The organism is Bacillus sp. X1(2014) (assembly GCF_007678255.1).
In genome coordinates, this window is record NZ_VEED01000007.1 from 250150 (window position 1) to 271323 (window position 21174).

The window sequence follows — 21174 nt, forward strand, 5'->3', positions numbered from 1 at the left end:
TTTCCCCTCCTGAATATAGGATTTTCCTTGTGATTTCAAGTTGCGAGTGCTTTCCTTTCTTTTCTTTTAATAATCGTTTTGTTTCTTTCACTTTGAATAACAATTACTCGTTGCAAAACGATAAAGATAAACAGCAAGACTCCAATAACAATTCTTGTCCACCATGAACTGAGTGTCCCTTCAAACATGATAATAGTTTGAATTACTCCCATACTCAGCACGCCAAACATTGGACCTACAACATATCCATACCCTCCGGTTAAAAGGATTCCACCTATGACACATGCTGCTATAGCATCCATTTCCAGACCTAACGCGTGAAGCCCATATCCAGACAACATGTAAAAGGTGAAGACCAATCCTCCAAGGGCAGAACTAAAGCCACTGATAGCGTAAATAAGAATTTTCGTTCTTACAACAGGCAGTCCCATAAGCATAGCCGATTGTTCGTTTCCTCCAATGGCGTAAACAGTCCGGCCAAACTCTGTATATTTAGCCACATACATGGCAGCCAATACAAACACGATACTAATCAGTACACTTATGGAAATAAAATATTGGCCACCCAGCATAATCTTATAGAGAGAAAGATTGGTAAACAATGGATCAGTAATAGTAATAGATTCGATGCTAATAAAATAACAAAGTCCTCTGGCCAAAAACAAACCTGCTAATGTAACAATCCATGGATGCAATTGAAAACGCTGAATGATGTATCCTTGTGCAAATCCAAATATGATTCCCATTAAAAGAACTACAACCATAACAATTATCGGGTTTGCACCTTTCTGAAGCATACTTGCGGACAACATAGTGGTTAACGCAACAACCGATCCTACTGACAAATCGATTCCACCTGATAATATGACAAATACTAATCCTGTAGCAATGATGATTAAAAAAGCATTGTCGATAAATAAATTCAGAAAGACCTGTAGTGAAAAGAAGCCAGTATATCGAAAAGAACCTACACTAAATAAGGAAAGGAATAGAATTATGGTCGAAATTAACGTGATATTTAATTGACTAACTCGCAGCATGTTTCTCATTAGATTGAATTACTCCCTTCTTACGCTTGTTGCCCATTTTTAAGATAAATAAGCTTCTGAATTTTTCCGATTGAACAAGCGATACGATAATGACTACAATTGCTTCCACCACGAGTATACTTTCTGGAGGAACTCCAGTGGAATAAATAGTTGTTTTTAACATTTGAAGGAAAAGAGCACCTATTATGGTACCTGATAGGTAAAACCTACCACCATTCATTGAAGTGCCGCCAATGACGACAGCTAAAATTGCATCTAACTCCATCCATAATCCAGCATTATTTCCATCTGCACTTTTCACATTCGAACTTATCAAGATTCCTGCGATTCCAGCGCACAAACCACAGATTACATAAGCCCAGAAGATGATCTTCTTTGAATTAATCCCAGTAAATCGGCTGGATTCCATGTTTCCTCCTACCGATTCTAAAAACAATCCCATTGCGGTTTTTCTCATAAGCAAGTAAACTAGTAACCCCACTACCGCGGCAACAAAAATAGCAAACGGTATTCCTAAAAAGTATCCACCACCAAAAAAGCTAAACGGTTTAAAGTAGACAGTGATAATTTGTCCTTCACTGAACAGCTGTGCAATTCCCCGTCCAACTGTCATAAGGATAAGGGTGGCTACCATTGGCTGAACACCTATTTTAGATACCAATGCGCCATTCCACATTCCGCAAAGGACGGAAGCACCAAGGGCAGCAAGGATGGCTAGCGCCATAGGTGTATCACTTACATACTCTTGAACTCCATTGTTAACAACCAAAGTTCCTCCGATCAGGTAAGCTGCCATGGCACCTGATATTGCTACAACAGCTCCAACCGAGATATCCACGCCAGCTGTGGCAATAACTAAGGTCATACCGATAGATACAATAATAAGCGGTGCCGCCCGATTTAATATGTCAATCAGGGTTCCAAATAAATGACCATTCTTGATTTCAATGGTAAAAAAACCTGGAATATAAAAATAATTAAATATAAGTAATGCTATTACGGCCATTAAAGGCCAAAATACCTTTGAATGCCTCAGTTTGTTCCATTGATTAAGAAACATTTGCGCCAGCTCCTGCTATAGTTTTCATAATAATACTTTCTGAAATATTCTCTCCGCGAAGCTGTCCAATCGGAGAACGGTCACGCATAACAATTACCCGATCGCAACAAGCAACTAATTCTTCCAATTCGGAGGAAATAAGCAACACCGTCATACCATCATTAGCAAGTGTTCTGATTAATTTTTGAATTTCCGTCCGAGTACCTACGTCAATTCCACGTGTCGGTTCATCCAATATAAGCAACTTTGGATTGGTTGCTAGCCATCTCCCTAGAATTACTTTTTGTTGATTACCTCCACTAAGGTTCCGAATTTGTTGTTCCATTGATGGTGTAGCTATTCGCAGCATATTAATATATTTATTAGAGATTTCTTCTTGTTCTTTTCTAGAGATATAATTGAATATGCCTCTTTTAGCCTGAAGAGCAAGAATCATGTTTTCCCTGATAGTTAATTCTCCAATAATGCCCTCTTTTTTACGATCTTCGGGACAAAATCCCATCCCTTGTTGTATAGCTTTTTTAGGATACATGGCCGAAATCTTCTTTTCATCTATATAAATGACACCATCGTCCGCTTTATCAATTCCAAATATCAGTCTAGCAATTTCAGACCTGCCGGAACCAAGTAAACCAGCAAGACCAAGTACTTCTCCTTTTTTCATTTCCAGATCAAATGGCTCTATCGTGCCTTTTTTTCCAAGACTGACAGCTGTTAAGAAATGTTCTTCCTTTTTCTTTAAAGAAGAAACTATGCTTTTGTTTTGTTTGCTGTGTTCTTTTTCATCGATTTCTCTACCAACCATTTTAGTTACTAATTCTATTCTAGATAATTCACTCGTTTTGTACTCGCCAATAAGTTTACCGTTCCGAAGGACGGTGATACGATCCGTTATTTCATAGACTTGATCTAAGAAATGTGTGACAAATATGATTCCCATTCCTTCATCACGCAACTTACGCATGATTTTAAACAACTGTTTTACTTCGTTTTCATCCAAACTCGCGGTCGGTTCATCCAAGATTAATACCCCTGCTGAAATATCAACTGCGCGAGCAATCGCAATCATTTGTTGAATGGCAACAGAGTATGAAGAGAGTAATTTAGTTGGATCAATATCGAGATTTACTCGCTGCAGAATTTCTTGTGATTTTTGATTCATTAACTTCCAATCAATTCTACCGCCTTTTTTTGGTGGTCTGCCAATAAAAATATTTTCTGCTACTGTCAAATTAGGGCATAAATTCACTTCTTGATAAACTGTGCTGATTCCAATATTTTGGGCATCTAACGGAGATTTCGGCTCAATGTTCTTTTCGTCGAAAAGGATGGTTCCTCCATCTAAATGGTGGACCCCGGTTAGCACTTTAATTAACGTCGATTTACCTGCACCGTTTTCACCCATGAGAGCATGAACTTCTCCTTTACGAAGAGTAAAGTTAACGTCAGACAATGCCTTTACTCCAGGAAAGGACTTTGTAACACCTTCCATGTATAGAATTGGTTTCTCTTGTATGAACATTGGTATAATGCTCCTTTTGTTTATTTTATGAGTAATATAGGAGTTCCCTATTAAGAGAACTCCTATATCGAAAATAGCTTTTAGTATTGTCGATTAGGGAATTCCTTCGCTGCATTAGTAGTATCAAAGATGCCTTCTTCTGTCTTAATCCATTTTGGTAACTCTTTTCCTGCTACAACATCTTTAATTGCTTGCATTAATTGGTCTCCTAATAATGGGTTACACTCGATAGAAGCATTTAATTTACCAGCCATCATTGCTTCAAAAGCTCCTTTTACACCATCCATGGAAATGATTTTGATATCTTTCCCTGGAATTAAGCCATATTCTTCAATCGCTTGAATTGCACCAATTGCCATATCGTCATTGTGAGAGTATACGACATTGATATTTTTTCCATCAGACTTTAAGAATACTTCCATTACTTCTTTACCTTTAGTACGGGTAAAGTCACCTGTTTGAGATTTTATAATTTTATAATTCGTATGAGCTTTGATTACTTCTTCAAAACCAGCTTTTCGGTCAATGGCTGGTGCAGAACCTACCGTTCCTTGGAGCTCAACGATATTTACCGGCTTATCCGTCTTTACATTGTCCAACATCCATTGTGCCGCTTTCTTGCCTTCCTCAACGAAATCTGAACCAATCATCGTTTTATAAAGGGATGGATCGGCATCTACAGCACGGTCAGTTAATATAACAGGAATACCTGCTGTTTTCGCTTCTTGAAGAACTGTATCAAAACCTGTTTGAACAACAGGAGAGAAAGCGATTACATCCACCTTCTGAGCAATAAAAGAACGGATTGCTTTTATTTGGTTTTCTTGTTTTTGCTGGGCATCTGAGAACTTTAACTCGATTTGTGGATCTTTTTCTGCACTTTCTTTGACTGACTTAGTATTTGCTGTTCTCCACTCGCTTTCAGCTCCTACTTGTGAAAAACCAACGACAATCTTGCCATCTTTCCCACCGCCAGATCCACTACTAGCCTGTTGGTTGTTTCCAGCAGCGCATCCTGTCAATAATGAGATTGCAGCTGCTGTTGAAATTAACGCAGTAAACAATTTTTTAAATTTTTTCATTTGACTTCCCCCTTTAATATTTGAATCTATGTTAATTATAGAAATATTTTCTAGTATTGTATTTTCAATGAAATGCAATTTTTTATAATATTCCGCATTCTTTTTGCTTCATTTTATAAATTAACGAATAAAAGATTACTAGGAACAATGCTTGCATAAAAAAACAATAACTGTTGAAAAAAACAGTTATTGTTTTTGGTTTTATCTATCGATCTGTGGATTTAATCTAAATAGAGCTTCCCAGACAACGAAATCAAAATATTTGCCTGTTTATCAGTGATTGTTTTCCCCATTTGAGCAGATAACTCATTTTGAAATGCCTTCAGTTTACCATCTACGGCCTGTTTATTTTCCTTGGCAGCTGCTTCTTTAGCTGATTGAAGTTTCGCCACTAGTGAATGTGACACCCCATCATTACTTAGAAAAGACTGAGTCAACTTGCCTAAACTATCAAAATCTACCGTCACCTTAAACTGTGCTTCGACTTTCGCCGTATTACCAGCTTTATCTGTGGCTGATGCAATGATTTTGTTAACCCCTAACTCGAAGCTATAGGCAGGTCCTTCGACACTTGGGCATTCTTTTGAAGCAATACCGGACAAATCATCGCTTGCACTGCAAGTAATTTTAATCAATGAATCAACAGAATAAGTATCCTGTAGTCCAATAAGTTGAATCACAGGAAGAGTCGTATCAAGGGTTATCTTTTGTTGATAGGTTTCACTTACATTTCCCGCATGGTCTTTAAATTCAACGAATACTGTCTTTTCCCCATCTACAGACGGCAAAGTCCATTCTTTAGTGGTCACATACGGTTCCCACTCTGTCCATTCATTTTTGTCGGTTGAATATCGCGTTTGATAGACACCGCTATTATTATCCCTGGCTTCGAGGGATAAGGTAACGGTTGAATCCTTTGTGTACTCTGTACCATTGTTTATTGTAAAGTGACCTTCAGGGCCTCTTGTATCAACATACACTGGTTCAGTGATACCTTTTAAAGTAGGCTTTACTGGTTTTATGGTACCGTCAGCGTTAAACTCCATCTTATCAATGACAACCTCACGGTTAAAACCGTTGCCATCAGGCATTGCATGCCGTGCATAAACAATATAATATTCATCCGTGCCTGGGATGTTTAAGATAGAGTTATGACCTGGCCCTTTGATTCCAAGGCTTAAATCTTTACTTAGAATGACACCTTTCTTTGTCCAAGGTCCCATTGGAGATGAGCCTGTTGCATAAGCAACCTGATAATTCTCGCTACCTGTATCATCTTCTGACCACATTAAGTAATAAATACCGTTTCTTTTAAATACAACCGATCCCTCTCTAAAATTAGGCGGGGTCATCTTGACTGGAGTATTTGCAAAAGAAACCATATCATCATTTAGCTTTGCACCATAGAGATCACCATTACCCCAATAAAAGTATGATTGGCCATCATCATCTGTAAATACGTATGGATCAATGGCTTGGCCGGAATATTTTCCACTTGGCACCAATGGTTTGACTAAAGCATCTCTAAATGGTCCTGTTGGTGTTGGTGCTGTTGCTACACCAATGTTCGCGTCTGCACAGAAATAGTAATAATATTTACCATTCTTTTCTGCGATTGCCGGTGCCCAAGCGCGCTTATCTGCCCATGTAACATCATCAGTTGCTAAATCTAAGATTACACCCTCGTCTTTCCAATTTATTAAATCTTTTGAGGAGAATGCTTTAAATTGAGAACCTGACCAACCGGTAAAGCCATCTGTTGTAGGATAAATATAATAAGTATCACCAAAAACAGCGATCTGTGGATCTGCATAAAGTCCTGGCAAAGTACCTGATGGGTATACTTTTAAACTCACAGTCCATTCCTCCTTATTTCCATCCTTGTCCGTCACTGTATAGGTAATTGGGTTAGTAAAATCCTGTCCTTCGCCTGACGCTGGGCTTACAGTAGATCCGGGTTTAATAGTTATAGTTGGAGCCAAATTAGTTATATCCAAACCTTGTCCTTCTTTAACAGGAACTGTAATTCTATGTGTTTTAGAATCTATTTCAGCTTGACCTTTTTGACCAGGTACTACAAAATTGCCAATTCCAGTTGATTGAATAGACATTTCTAGAATTTCTGCTTCTGAAAGTGCACGATTATACACTTTTACGTTGTCGAAATAACCTTTGAAGTATTGGTCTCCTGAGTAAAAGGATTTACCTAAAAATGCTGATAATTGTGCACCTAAGTCTGTCATTGACACTGTTACATTGTTATTTTCAGCTACAAGTATCCCATCCTTATACATGGCCATACTTGTAGGTGTAATGACAAGTTTGATATTGAACCACTTGCTCTTAATAGAAGTGGTATTTGTTTTTACCTCCTGTTCCGATGACCAGCTAGTAGTCGTCATCGCATTTCTTATTTCCGTATCGCGTGTTCTTAGGAACATATATTTTTGGTCATTCTTTCCTATGGCAAAGGTAAAGAAGTTTCCTGATACCGTTTCCGGTTTAATATCCATAGAGATAGTCACAGTATTTCTTCCATCAAAGAAACCTGTCGGAAAGGCGGCAAATGTATTAGTAGTTCCATCTAGATATAATGCCTTTGAATCCTTTTCGGTATCTGTCACATAAGTTGCATTTCCATTCAATGTACCTGTATGGTTATTTCCCGAATTATCCTGGATCGTCCTGTCTGTAGTGACTGCATCAAAGTTATACTCAAGAATTGGCTGTTCTTGTTCTTCTTCATCAGGCACTTTGACCACTTTATCCCATTTGGCCATTACAGCATCGTACTCTTCTTGTGTAAGATTGATCACTGATCCATGTCTCTTACGGTTAGAACCCAAAGAATAGTCTGCAGCTGTTAATTTAGTGAACTGGCCGCTTGCCAAATCAGATGTAATTAATGGAAGATAACCTTTTCCAGCCGCATACTGATCGACCATTAAATTCCATACATTTCTATCATTGAATTTATAAATTAATGGCCCTTCAACATCGGATCCTGTTAATCCTGTTGAAGATTGAATGGTGCCAATTTTAGACCATTCACCAAGAATTTGATCACTTTTTTCAATTGTAATTTGACCATCCCCTGAATAACGGTAATACATATTCCCATCTTCAATAATGGTTGTATCAATAATATGCTGACTACCAGGACGATCAATGAACATCTTTGGTTCTGTGAACGTATAAAAATCTCTTGTCTTTGCATAATAGATGTTATGTGATTCGAATACCCCTTGATCATTCTTCACAGTTGAAGCCCAGAATACTACGTATTCCCCTGTCTTTTTATCATAAAATGCTTCCGGTGCCCATGCATCGCCCGCATTCGGTGGAGCTACCTCTACCATTCTTGGTTTAGACCAATTTACTATATCAGTAGACTCCCATATAATCAGTGATTTGCTTCCATCCGTTTGTGCGGCACCCCAGCCTTTTCCGCTGGCAATTCTTAAATCTGTTGCAATAATGTAGAATTTATCACCCTCGGCTGAGCGTATGATAGACGGGTCACGTACACCCTTTTCACCTACATCAGACGTTAATACTGGATCACCCTCATTTAAATCTTTCCAGTGCAATCCATCTTTACTGCTAGCAAAATACATCTGTTCTCCATTTGCACTTTCACCTGTAAAGTGAGCAAATATATAGGATGTGAAATCCTTTTTTTCCGGTTTAGCCTTAACCGTAAGTGGTATTTGCTTTGTATCGCTGATTCCCTTATAGTTGATTGTTGCTGTTAATGTTACTTTTGTATCAGATTCCTGTCTTGTTACAACACCTGCAGGGGTCTTATCGTAATTTTCATTGATTCCTTCATTTACATTGACAACAGCTGCATTGTCCGTTTCCCAAGTAATTGTTGCACCTTTATCCGTACTTGTAGGTAATGAAATGTTTCCACGAATGTCATCTGCATTCGGAATTTTTAAGTTGGCTTTTGCTAATGCAACAATTTCCTCATCTGATAAATCAGCATTCAGTTTTACCTCTTCTGCTGATAATGTATAGTTATATACCTTAAAATCAGCTAATTTTCCAGTAAATGCTGCATCAGCTGTGTACAAGGATTTACCAATATATCCGATAAAATTAGCTGCAGGGTCTGTCCCAGCTGCAAGAATATCCATTACCTTATACGTATGTGGTAGTCTTCCAACTTGTTGACCATTTAAATAAAGGAAAATTTCTCCTTCTTTAAATGTTGCTGTGAATGTATTATATTCACCTGACTTAATTGTTGCATTTTGGAAAAGAAGTTCCGTGCTAGAATTTTTAATCCCAAAACGAGTCGTTCCATTTCCTTGTTTTGGATTTAAAAAGATATAATTGTTAACATTCGGCCAAGAACCTTCCTTTGTCCCAAGCGTGTAAAGCCAATGTCCAGCACTTGTTGTTGTGCTAAATTTTGTTTCAATTGTAAATGTTTCATCATCAATAAGTCCTTTTGGTAATTTTACATATTTAGACTTATCTCCTGTGAAGTTCAGAATTGTATCACCTTGTTCTTCTATGAAATCTCCATCTTGAAGCCCAACATATTCTGCGTCAAATCCATTGTTCGTAACATCGGTCAACTTACCATCTGCTCTCGACATATCATAGTGAGCGATTAAGCGATTTTCTGTACTGCCAATCTCCTCCGCTTGAATTACCGGTTTTGGGATCAGTGAAAATACCATTAATACAGATAAAAATAATGAAAAACACTGCCTACCTTTCATTTCTTTCCTCCTTTATTTTTTCTACAATCTTTTTAAAGTAAGCTATACTCCTTTCTCTTTTAGATAATTTTAAAATTAATAACAAAAGCTGTATTTATAAAAAAAATGAATTGTTTATAATAATTGGCTATTTTTTTGTGAAGCATAAAGGGATTGTATTACTAAAACACGGAGCAAGGATAATAAACTGGTAGGAGTAATTGCCCTAATTAAATTTGTTAATAAAGAAAAATAGACCCTAAAACCAAATATATAGTGGTTTTAGGGTCCATTCATTTAATAGTTTAATATTATGAAGATTTATTTTTATTATAAATATCAAAAGCTACAGCAGCTAATAAAACAAGCCCTTTGATACCTTGCTGCCAATCTATACCTAAACCTAGGATGGACATTCCGTTATTCATGACACCCATAACCAGACCGCCAATAATAGCACCTGGCACTGTACCGATTCCACCATATGCTGAAGCCCCGCCAATAAAACATGCCGCAATTGCATCAAGCTCAAAAAGATTTCCTGCTCTAGGCGTTGCAGCGTTTAATCGTGCTGCAAACAGCAGCCCAGAGAGTGCAGATAACACTCCCATATTTACAAAGACCCAAAATGTTACACGCTTAGTTTTTACCCCAGATAACTGAGCTGCTTTTTCATTTCCACCGATCGCATAAATGTGACGCCCTGCTATTGTTTTTGTGGTAATAAATTGATAAGCCAAGATTAATAAAGCCAAGATAACCAAAATATTTGGAATTCCTTCGTATGTAGCAAGAACATAAACAAATACATTGATTAACGCAACTAATGCAATAATCTTCAAAATGAAAATTCCTGCAGGTGAAACATCGAAATTGTATTTTATTTCAGTTTTTCTAGTTTTCATTTCATTGAAAATCAGAATTACTGATAGCAGCGCTCCAATTACAAGAGTTAAAATATGAAGGTTGGCTCCGTTAAACACATCCGGAATGAAACCAGAGCTGATTTTTTGAAATGTTTCAGGAAAAGGAGAGATTGATTTGCCCTCTAACACTACCATAGTTAATCCTCTAAACAAAAGCATACCTGCTAGAGTAACAATAAAGGCAGGAATTTTTACATAGGCCACCCAAAATCCTTGCCAGGCACCAATAAGCGCACCAATTAATAACGAGATAATAATTGCAACTGATGTTGGGACTTCATGATTTACCATTAAAATTGCTGATATCGCCCCGATAAATGCAGCTATTGAACCTACCGAAAGGTCAATATGGCCGGTAATTATTACTAAAATCATACCTATTGCCAACACTAATATATAGCTATTTTGCAAGATTAAGTTTGTTATATTTAACGGCCTTAACAAAATTCCATCAGTTAGAACCTGGAAAAGAATCATAATTGAAACTAGTGCCAGAATCATGCTGTATTGTCTCATATTATTTTTGAACAATTGAGAAAGCAAATTTCCTTTCGGTTCAAAATCTGCAGCTTTCTCGTTTTCCGTTGTTTTATGCGTTATTGTTTGCATGTTTTCCTACCCCCTAAACTCTACTTTTAGTCATATATTTCATAATACGTTCCTGAGTTGCTTCTTCTTTGGAAACTTCACCAGTTATTCTGCCTTCATTCATTACATACACTCGGTCACAAATTCCAAGAATTTCTGGTAGTTCTGAAGAAATAACTAAAATACCTTTTCCATCTGAAGCCAACTGATTAATAATCGAATATATTTCATACTTTGCGCCTACATCTATGCCGCGGGTAGGTTCATCTAAAATCAAAATGTCAGGCTCTGAAAAAATCCATTTACTTAATACAACTTTTTGTTGATTTCCACCACTAAGATTTCCAGTTTTCTGATGAATACTTGGAGTTTTGATCTTTAATTTTTCACGGAATTGTTCAGATTCAATAATTTCTTGATTCTTATTAATAACAAATTTATTTGTAATCTTATTTAGACTTGCTAATGTAATGTTTTGTTTAATGTCATCCATTAAAATGAGCCCGTTTCCCTTTCGATCTTCAGAAACATAAGCGATTCCATATTCAATTGCCTGACTAACATTATTCAAATGGATTTCTTTATTATCCTTAAATATTTGTCCTGTTATTTTCTTTCCGTACGATTTTCCAAAGATACTCATTGCCAGCTCTGTTCTTCCGGCACCCATCAAGCCGGCTATACCAACAATCTCACCTTTACGAATATGAAAATTCACATCATCAATAGATTTTTGATTCGTATGCAATGGGTGAAAGACATTCCAGTTTTTCACTTCAAAAATAGTATTACCTATTTTCGCTTCCCTTTTTGGATAGCGATTCGTTAATTCTCTTCCAACCATTCCCTTGATAATTCTATCCTCTGAAATTTTATCTTTTTTCATATCTAGTGTTTCTACAGTTTGACCGTCACGCAGAATGGTGATTGAATCCGCCACTTTGGAAATTTCATTCAATTTATGCGATATAATAATGGCTGACATGCCTTGTTTTTTTAATTCTAATAACAGATTTAATAGATTTTCACTGTCGTGTTCATTTAAAGCAGCAGTAGGTTCATCCAATATTAATAATTTTACATTTTTAGAAAGTGCCTTCGCTATTTCAGTTAATTGTTGTTTTCCAACGCCCAAGTTTGCCGTTTTTGTATTTGGTGATTCGTTTAATCCTACCTTTTTCAGCAGTTCTCTGGTTCTTAACACAGTTTTATTCCAATTGATAATTCCATTTTTCGCCTGTTCGTTACCAAGGAAGATATTTTCAGCAATCGATAGGTGTGGAATCAATGCGAGTTCTTGGTGAATAATAACAATACCTAATTCTTCACTTTGTTTGATGTCTTTGAATTTACAAACGTTTCCATTAAACAGTATGTCCCCCGTGTACGAACCATGTGGGTAGACACCACTCAATACCTTCATTAATGTGGATTTCCCAGCCCCATTTTCTCCACATAAAGCGTGAATTTCTCCCTCTTTTATTTTTAAATTTACATTTTGAAGAGCTTTGACACCTGGGAACTCTTTTGTAATATTTCTCATTTCTAAAATAATCTTTGACATATTTCACCACACCCTCACATTTTGATAAAATGAGTTAGTGACAGTTAATCCAGAGTCACTAACTCATTTCCATCACTCATTATTTACTCAGTTCTTCCTTTTTGTAATATCCCGAGTCAACTAGTACAGACTCATAGTTAGTTTTATCAACAGAAACAGGTTCTAATAGATAGGAAGGAACGACTTTTTTTCCATTGTCGTATGTTTTGGTATCATTCACTTCAGCTTTTTTGCCCTTTAACACTGCATCAGCCATAGAAACGGCTTTTTTGGCCAATTCCCTAGTGTCTTTAAATACTGTTTGTGTCTGTTCACCATTTATTATTGATTTAATAGAAGCTAGTTCAGCATCTTGTCCAGTGATAATAGGAAGTGGTTTAGCAGCTGATCCATACCCAACACCTTTTAAAGATGAAATGATACCGATACTAATACCATCATATGGAGATAAAACGGCATCCACCTTGTCAGAAGTATAGTGAGCACTTAATAGATTATCCATTCTTGCTTGTGCAACTGCACCGTCCCATCTTAATGTGGCACCTTGATCAAATGAATTTTGACCGCTTTTTACGACTAATTTCCCTGATTCAATGTATGGCTTTAATACTGACATTGCGCCATCAAAGAAGAAATAAGCATTATTATCATCTGGTGAGCCTGCAAATAACTCGATATTAAATGGGCCCTTTCCTACTTTTAAACCTAATTTTTCTTCAATGTAAGAGCCTTGTTGAACACCTACCTTAAAGTTATCAAATGTTGCATAGTAGCTGACATATTTACTATTTTTAATTAAACGATCATATGCAATGACTTTAATTTCTTGCTTGTTTGCTTTGTCAAGAACATCTGTTAAGGCTTCACCATCAATTGACGCAATGACTAAAACGTTTACACCTTTTGTAATCATATTCTCGATTTGAGATACCTGATTCTCTACTACGTCTTCTGCATATTGCAAGTCCACTTTATACCCTAACTTTTCAAATTCTTTTTTCATATTTTGTCCGTCACTTACCCATCTTTCCGATGACTTTGTAGGCATTGCAATACCTACAAACCCGCTATCACCACTTGTACTTTTACTTCCACATGCTGCCAACGAAAATAACAATGTTATTAACATAAATACCGACAACAACTTTTTCATCTGAATCGCCCCTTTGTTTTTTAGGTTTTATTTTTTCCTTGCTATGAATATATCACCCTCTCATTTTTAGGTCTTTTCAATAAAACAACTATTTTTATAAAAATTTAACTTACTTTTAAGCGCTTTCAATAATTGCCTGAATACAAAAAAGGACAGTCCAAATTACTTCGATTGGACTGTCCCATAATTTAAATCTGATTAAGAAAAACTATATTACAACAATTCTGAACTAGAAATCGAAACTGAAAAACCGGCACTTTTTCGATACTGATTGGGAGATACACCCATTACTTTTTTAAAAGCAGTACTAAAATAATGCTGCGTTTCATAACCAACTTTTTCGGCGATTTCAAGAATTGAAAGTTCTGTAGAATTTAGCAGCATAATCGCCTTGCTGATTCGCATATTTGTAATCAAACTAACAAAAGAGGTCCCTAATTCCTTTTTCATGATTCTGCTTAAATAAACAGAAGATACGTGCAGATACTGTGCCATTGATTCCAATGTTAAATCTGTTTCTGAAAAATGTTCGCTAAGATAGGATCTCGCTCGCCGGACAATCGGTGATATTTTTAAATTTTCAGAAATCATCGTTTCGCAATGCCTATAAGTTTCAGAAATCACAAATGTTTCTCCTGTAACTTTCTCAAAGTGCATATTCGGTATCGTGTTCATAAAATTTTTTAATTTCTTTGATAACAATAATACGAAATCTTCTTGTTCACATCCCCAAATACAAACTATAATGAACCCTGAAGGATCACGAAAAACAACTTTTTGGAAAGATTCAAGTACATCAGCTACAATATCTTCAGTAAAATTAAATAATTGCTCATTATTTTCTTTCAATAAAGGTTTATTGATATAAATTTCATGACATTGGATGAGACCAATCTGATTCGGGCATTGTATCGGCAATTGTAAGAATTTTAGTTGCTTAATAATATCAGAGTCAGTCAAATTCCCTTTCAACCACTCCTGACAAAAGTTTTTCTGTAAGAGAGGGATATTTTTAATGATTTGGTCTTCCGCTAGTGCTAAGTACTCACTTTGCTGCTCTCTTTCCTCCAGCTGACTTCTAATACTCTGAAGGACGTTTTTCAATTGAACGGGATTTGCAGGTTTGAGAATATAATCATTAACATTTAAGCGTAATGCTTCTTGGGCATAAGTAAATTCGTCATGACCTGAAATAATGATAATTTTACAGTTAGGCAAACTTGCTCGTACATGTTTAATTAAGGTCAAACCATCCATAATTGGCATATTCAAATCTACCAGCAAGATGTCTACAGAATATTCGATGGCAAGTTCGAATGCTTCTTCTCCATCTTCCGCTTCTGCGACAACTTTCATATGAAGTTCTTGCCAATTGACCGATTCACGAATACCTTCCCGAATAATCGGTTCATCATCAGCAATCAATACCTTCCAATGATTTGGCACGCAATTTTCTCCCCTTTCGAATTCTATCATCGCTTCATTTTTCTTTAATGGCAGGAAGTACAACCTTCACTGATGTACCCTTACCTATTTCACTTTCAATTGATATACCGTATTTATCACCAAAAGTCAGTTTAATTCTGGCTTGGACATTAATCATTCCGTACCCGAAATTCTCACTTCCTTTATAGTGTTGAGGTTGAGTGATTAACGTTCCCAATTTACTTCTTAGAGCTTCCAGCTTTTCATTGGGAATTCCCTTCCCATCATCTTTAACATGAAAAACTATTTTTCCTTCATGTTCTTCTGCTTTTACAATAATATGACCAGGTCCCCGCCTCTCTTTGATTCCATGATATATAGCGTTTTCTACAATTGGCTGTAATACAAGTTTTAATACATTGATCTTTTCGACATTTGAAGCAATATCTAATGTGTAATGTAATTTTTCTTGATATCTAGCTTTTTGGATCTTTAGATAACTGCTAATATGCTCCATTTCTTCTTTTAGAGGAATAATATCGTTACCTTTACTTAACCCAATACGGAAAAGCCTTGATAATGACTCTACCAATTCAGCAACTTCTTCTGCACCTTTTTTACGGGCCAACCAATGAATAGTGTCCAATGTATTGTAAAGGAAATGAGGCTTAATATGAGCCTGTAGACTCCGTAGTTCAGCTTCACGTTTTTGGCGCTCTTGCTGCTCATTTAGTGTAATCAGTTTGTTAATTTGAACAAGCATCGTATTAAAGCTGCGTCCAAGTAACCCTATTTCATCCATTCGTTCTCCTTTGTAACGGACAGAAAAATCTCCTAACTCCGCTTTTCGCATAAACGACATGAGTTGCCTGATGGGTCTTGACATAGAATAGGATAAATAATAGGAGGCCCCAAGGCCAAACAAACAGACGAAGAAAACGAAACTAATCACATAAAAATGAATTTCCCTTACCTCGAATACTGATTCTTTTGTAGAAAATACACCGACAGTTGTCCAACCGGTAAAGGGAGACTTTCTGTAAATGAATTGAAGCTTATTGCCTTTGACTTGTTTAGAGAAATTGCCGTCTTCACTTGAATGGAACCAATCAATCGGAATCTTGTTTAGAAAGGGCTCGGATGGCGAGTAGATATTCTCGCCTTTATCGTCAATCACCATTAAATAACCGGTTTTCCCTAAGCGAACATCTTTTGTTGCTTCCGAAATCACTCTCAATTTCATATCAATTAATATAACACCCTTTACTTGCTGGGTATCAGGGTCTAAAATAGCTCGTACCACTGACACAACCTCGTCATCCTTGTAATGTACATGGCTAGTTATGTTTCTGTTAGAGGGGTGCCCTAATATTTTGAATATCCCTTCACTTTCTACAGCAGCTTGGTACCATGATTCTTCCGTAAGGCTTTTCTTTGAGCGGGAATACATGTCGTTACTGATGTACTGACCATTGCTGTTTACCACAAGAATGCCTGCTGCTTCGGGATACAATGTTGTAAGTCCTTGCAGAAATGTTTGTATCTGATAATCATCATTTAGCCGTTTGCCTTGCTGACTTTTTTTCTCGTACAAAAATTGCTTAATTTCCGGGTTAAAAGCTATCAAATAACTCATGTTTTGCATGTTACCGGCGTAGAAATCCAGAGTTTTATTGACCTGACCAATTAGCTGAAGTGTATTTTGATTCACTTGTCTCTCGATAATGTGGTTTACAGTCCATCCCGTCAGCAACCCAAGACCAATGGAAGGCAGAATACTGATTAGCATCAATAGAATAATTAACTTAAATCGTATTGGAAGATTGTTTATTATAAAAAGTTTATTTTTGTCCAATTTCTTTAAATCTCTCATATTCTTGGTGGCTCACTTTGCATAGTAATTTTCTACATTTTCTTTAGTAACAATAGAAATCCCTGTATCTACATATGATGTCATTTGAGGTTGATCTGAAAATTCACGTTTTATTATTGGAGAATTTTTATGTTGGAGATCAAATAAGTACAGTAAAGACCAAAACCCCATCCTCCAAGTACCTTGAGCCAAGGTTGCAGATATAGTACCGTCTTTTATCAAATCCAGAGTTGGTTTATCTGTATCAAAACTTACAATTTTCACTTTTTGATTTCTCTTTAGAATACCAACAGCTTCACCGACCCCAACCCCTCCATTGGCTTCTGTAGCAAAAATCCCTTTCAAATCTGGATGCTTCTTTAAAAGGTCCATGGCGACCTTACTTGAAACAATCTGATCTCCCTTTCCATCTTTTACCGCTATCACCTCTATTCCTGCTGTTTTCTTAATTGTGTCTAGAAATCCCTTTGTTCTTTCCTGATGATTTAATTGATTTGGTGATGTTATAACAGCGACTTTTCCTTTAGCACCCATTAATTCAGCTAACTTTTGCGCTGCCGTTATGCCAGCTTTATAATTATCCGTACCTAAAAAAGAAGACACATTGTCCGAGGGAGCACCTGAGTCAAATAAAACGATAGGAATACCCGCATCCTTTGCTTTTTCAAAAGTGATAGATAAAGCGTCAGGGTCAATAGCTGAAATCGCAATACCTGCTGGCTTTTTGGCTATTACCTGCTCCATTACCGTAATTTGTTCATGTATATCATGCTGTGTTGCTCCACGGTACTCAACTGATACATTCAACTTCTGAGATGCATCCTCAAACCCTTTTAAGGAGCCTTTCCAATAGTCAATTCCTGACTGGAAAGTAACCATTACGTACTTCTCACTAATTCCCTCTTGGCTTTCTCTTTGAATTTTCTCTAAATGGGATAAGTGTGACTCATTAAAATGATAATCATACATATAAAGAAAGTAGGAGATTAACAGAAAGACATAAATTAGTAATAGTTTTTTCACTTATGAACCCCCTTCCAAAGCTCATAGAGAAAGCGATTACAATAAAAGTTCACTGTACATACCATTCGAACTGTCCTCATCTCTTTTTTAGAGGACTATATCACTCTTTTCTCTTTGAATGATTCTAAAGAAAAAAACAATAAATGTATTTATAAAAATCAAGAATTATTTATAATAATCTGCTATTTTTTGATTAAGCTAGCGTTAAAAGGTAAATCGGATTAGTATTATCATCTATGATTGAACTGGGGAGAGGATAATTGAGAAGAAGCCAAGGCTTTTTTAAAAAGCACTTGGCTGATTTGGTATTTCTATTTTTACCCATATATTTTTGATACTACCTTTTTCATATACTAGTTCTATTCCAAGACTTTCGGGGCCGATACAGGCTTTAGTGATGAGGATTCAATATCCTCACCTTCCCACACAAATACCTTCACTTTGTGACCATCCAATTTGGAAGGAAGCTTCATACTCACAGAAAAAGATGACTTAGAACTTGCTGCTATGCTTTGGGTCTGAGATTGGGATTCTATTAGTCTATTTTCACCGTCATATAGAACCATTGTCACTAAAATAGATTGGGTAATACTTTTATTGCTAATAAGCTGAACTTTAGCACTTAACTTTTCTTTCGGTTGTAGTTTTGATGAACTAAAATCAGTGACGACCGAAAAATCCGCATTGTCATCAACAGTTACTTTTGCCTCTACCGGAATAGTAGGTCCTGGTACTTTTCCGTTTACTGGAATACTTGAGAAATTCGGTGTACCATCTGCATTCCAAGTTATTCTCTTCACTCTTGTATGCCTGTTTGGATCATACAGGGGATCTCCTTGAATATCCTTGTAGGAGCGGGCATGATAAACAAGGATATCCGTTTTCCCATCTTCCGCAACAGTAAAGGCATTATGTCCCGGTCCGTACAGGCCGGTTGTTTCATCGCTTTTCAACACGGGTTCTGGCGATTTCTTCCATGATTTAGGATCTAATAAATCACTAGTTTCCGAAGCGGTCAATAACCCCAAACTATAGTTAGCATCGGTGGCGCTTGCAGAAAAAGTCATGAATATTTTCCCATTCCGTTTTAAAACACTCGGTGCCTCATTAACCCAAAATCCCTGTCTTTCCCAAGCGTAATCCGGAGTGGAGATCATAACCGGTTTCCCTGCAATCGTCCATGGATTACTCATTTCCGCGATATAAAGATTTGAATTTCCGCCATCCTTCTGTGCCCAGGCGAAATAACGTTTGCCATTGTTCTCAAATGTGGTGGAATCTAAAGAAAAATTGGCGAAGGCCGTACTGCCTGCTGGTTTTTGCATCATGCCTTTTTCTGTCCATGTTCCTGTGAGTGGGTTCGCATCTCCGCACTCGAGAACATATGGACGGATTTTCCAAATATCTTCCGCTGCTCCCGCTGCAAAGTAAATGTACCATTTTCCATCGATAAAATGGATTTCAGGGGCCCAAATATGCGCTCCCATATCCCCTGTAGCGTGTTTGGTCCAAATTACTTTTTCCTCTGCAGTGGCAAGGCCCTGAAGAGTTTTTGCTCTCCGCAACACAATACGGTTATATTCAGGAACCGATGCTGTGAAATAATAATAGCCATCTGTATGTTTAAAAATGTGAGGATCTGCTCTTTGCTCAATCAAGGGGTCAGTATATTCATAGGTTGTCGCCTCGCCTTTTACAGTAAAGGTTCCGGTTTTGGAATAATCTTGTTTGTTCACTTCTGCCCAATCCACATTGAGTGTTCCAGTAGATCCGTCACTATAATGTACATCTACAGTAGATGGAAGCTGTGGAGCGGTGCCCTGTTTTGCCTTAACGTTCACCTCGTCAACTTTAGCAATCTTAGTAACACTTATATTGGCAACAGGCTGGATTTTGGCACCATAAACCGATCCCTTTACTTCAAGCTTCCCAACTTGTGAGAAATCATCATTTGAAATAGGGTCCCATTCTACATCAAGTTGCTCAGTATGACCATCGAAATGGTGTACAGTTACCTTCTTAGGAAACTTTGGCGGGAAATCTACCATTGTTCTTAGATCTACCGGTTCAATAGATACGATGCTGTCAGCCAGCACAGTGACCGCAAAGTTTTTCGTTTCTGAGTATCCATTCCGGTTAATTGTTGCTGTTAAGGATACATTTGCATTCTGTTGGTCTTTTTCAGGTCTTGTCACTTCACCTGTATTGGAAATTACTGAAGGAGAGTCAGATTTCCAAGAAATCGATACCCCACCGTCAGCAGTCACAGGTAATTTTAAATCTTGTATGACTTTTGAAGTATCACCAAGAGTCAGTGTTCCTGCAATCCTTCCAACGGCTTCTTGGTCAGTCATAGATTCTGAGACAACCTGCTGGATTTCATCCGCACTCAATCCTCTGTTATAGATGCGGAAATCACTCACTTTACCGTCTAAATAAGGATCGGGCCAATTCGATTTTCCGATATAGTTGTAGGCAGTTTCCCCGAAATCCGACGGTTTCTTGGTTGAAGTTCCCGTGGCACCAACCTTGCCATTAACATAGATTGTGTAAGCTGTTCCGGTTTTGCTGATAGAGATATGTGTCCATTCACCGACCTTCGGAGCACTCGGAGTTGCATCTGCAACTCGTCCTACTACATCCAAATACAAGTTTTCAGTAAGGAAGATTTTACCTGCATTAGCTCCTGTTCCGAAATCAAAAATTCGAGTCCAATCACCTGTTTTTGAATCCAAATATACCCATGTGGAGATGGTGAAATCATCCAGAGTACTCATAATACCTGTTGGTAGCTGCACATATTGGCTTTTCGTATGATCAAGATCAATACCGGTCCTACCGTCCACCGTCGTTAGGGAAGCCCCGTTCATAACGGTGGCATCCTTGCCATGACCAGAGGCATCAGTTATGGATGTCCCGCTTAACTTATCGAATTTATACCAAGATGTGAGGCCTTCCTCTGTTACTGAAACACTTCCAGTTGACTGTTGAACAGCACTAGTTGTTTCTGGAGTTAATGTTGCAGCCCAAGAAGGAACAACCGTTGTTGGAACCGACAAAAGTGTGACTGCCAGTGCACAATGAATTGTTTTTTTCAACTTCAAATTTAATCCCTCCTTATGATTCTTATATAAGATTGACTTTTAGTTTACTAGATTGTCTCTCCTAAACTAGTGCTTAGATACCTAGTTAAG

General features: G+C 37.3%; 12 protein-coding genes. All 12 read right to left on the bottom strand.

Features of this window, described 5'->3' with window-relative positions:
• Positions 1-35: 35 nt before the first annotated feature.
• The 12 genes from yjfF to FS608_RS31650 all read right to left on the bottom strand — a co-directional run bounded on the left by yjfF (position 36) and on the right by FS608_RS31650 (position 21084).
• Entirely contained in the window at positions 36-1049 is a 1014-nt protein-coding gene (yjfF, locus tag FS608_RS15640; RefSeq protein WP_144552571.1) for a galactofuranose ABC transporter, permease protein YjfF, read from the bottom strand.
• Complete coding sequence (locus FS608_RS15645; protein ID WP_144552573.1) at positions 1027-2109, bottom strand: ABC transporter permease; 1083 nt, start codon at positions 2107-2109, stop codon at positions 1027-1029. The genes yjfF and FS608_RS15645 overlap by 23 nt, the downstream gene beginning before the upstream one ends.
• Entirely contained in the window at positions 2099-3631 is a 1533-nt protein-coding gene (locus FS608_RS15650; protein ID WP_144552575.1) for a sugar ABC transporter ATP-binding protein, read from the bottom strand. Before FS608_RS15650 ends, FS608_RS15645 begins: the two co-directional genes overlap by 11 nt.
• Before the next feature lie 80 nt (positions 3632-3711).
• Positions 3712-4713, bottom strand: a complete 1002-nt coding sequence (locus FS608_RS15655) for an ABC transporter substrate-binding protein (RefSeq protein ID WP_144552577.1) — start codon at positions 4711-4713, stop codon at positions 3712-3714.
• 221 nt (positions 4714-4934) lie between these two features.
• Positions 4935-9449, bottom strand: a complete 4515-nt coding sequence (locus FS608_RS15660) for a family 43 glycosylhydrolase (protein ID WP_144552579.1) — start codon at positions 9447-9449, stop codon at positions 4935-4937.
• Between the two features lie 290 nt (positions 9450-9739).
• Positions 9740-10870 (bottom strand): multiple monosaccharide ABC transporter permease, encoded by a 1131-nt coding sequence (gene mmsB, locus FS608_RS15665; RefSeq protein WP_260871706.1) that lies wholly within the window; start codon positions 10868-10870, stop codon positions 9740-9742.
• A 106-nt stretch (positions 10871-10976) separates the two neighbouring features.
• Positions 10977-12506, bottom strand: coding sequence for a multiple monosaccharide ABC transporter ATP-binding protein (gene mmsA / locus FS608_RS15670; RefSeq protein ID WP_144552583.1), 1530 nt, complete (start codon positions 12504-12506; stop codon positions 10977-10979).
• Between the two features lie 79 nt (positions 12507-12585).
• Positions 12586-13659 (bottom strand): multiple monosaccharide ABC transporter substrate-binding protein, encoded by a 1074-nt coding sequence (chvE, locus tag FS608_RS15675; RefSeq protein WP_144552585.1) that lies wholly within the window; start codon positions 13657-13659, stop codon positions 12586-12588.
• A 213-nt stretch (positions 13660-13872) separates the two neighbouring features.
• On the bottom strand, positions 13873-15105 hold the full coding sequence (locus FS608_RS15680; RefSeq protein WP_144552587.1) for a response regulator transcription factor: 1233 nt from the start codon (positions 15103-15105) through the stop codon (positions 13873-13875).
• Positions 15106-15139: 34 nt separating this feature from the next.
• Complete coding sequence (locus FS608_RS15685; RefSeq protein ID WP_260871698.1) at positions 15140-16873, bottom strand: cache domain-containing sensor histidine kinase; 1734 nt, start codon at positions 16871-16873, stop codon at positions 15140-15142.
• Positions 16874-16969: 96 nt separating this feature from the next.
• Positions 16970-17980 (bottom strand): substrate-binding domain-containing protein, encoded by a 1011-nt coding sequence (locus FS608_RS15690; RefSeq protein WP_186328756.1) that lies wholly within the window; start codon positions 17978-17980, stop codon positions 16970-16972.
• A gap of 359 nt (positions 17981-18339) precedes the next feature.
• Positions 18340-21084, bottom strand: a complete 2745-nt coding sequence (locus FS608_RS31650; RefSeq protein WP_313958720.1) for a family 43 glycosylhydrolase — start codon at positions 21082-21084, stop codon at positions 18340-18342.
• Positions 21085-21174 lie beyond the last annotated feature (90 nt).

Coding starts and splice junctions, on each gene's coding strand:
- yjfF (WP_144552571.1), bottom strand. CDS start 1,049: ATGAGAAACATGCTGCGAGTTAGTCAATTAAATATCACGTTAATTTCG.
- FS608_RS15645 (WP_144552573.1), bottom strand. CDS start 2,109: ATGTTTCTTAATCAATGGAACAAACTGAGGCATTCAAAGGTATTTTGG.
- FS608_RS15650 (WP_144552575.1), bottom strand. CDS start 3,631: ATGTTCATACAAGAGAAACCAATTCTATACATGGAAGGTGTTACAAAG.
- FS608_RS15655 (WP_144552577.1), bottom strand. CDS start 4,713: ATGAAAAAATTTAAAAAATTGTTTACTGCGTTAATTTCAACAGCAGCT.
- FS608_RS15660 (WP_144552579.1), bottom strand. CDS start 9,449: ATGAAAGGTAGGCAGTGTTTTTCATTATTTTTATCTGTATTAATGGTA.
- mmsB (WP_260871706.1), bottom strand. CDS start 10,870: ATGAGACAATACAGCATGATTCTGGCACTAGTTTCAATTATGATTCTT.
- mmsA (WP_144552583.1), bottom strand. CDS start 12,506: ATGTCAAAGATTATTTTAGAAATGAGAAATATTACAAAAGAGTTCCCA.
- chvE (WP_144552585.1), bottom strand. CDS start 13,659: ATGAAAAAGTTGTTGTCGGTATTTATGTTAATAACATTGTTATTTTCG.
- FS608_RS15685 (WP_260871698.1), bottom strand. CDS start 16,873: ATGCTAATCAGTATTCTGCCTTCCATTGGTCTTGGGTTGCTGACGGGA.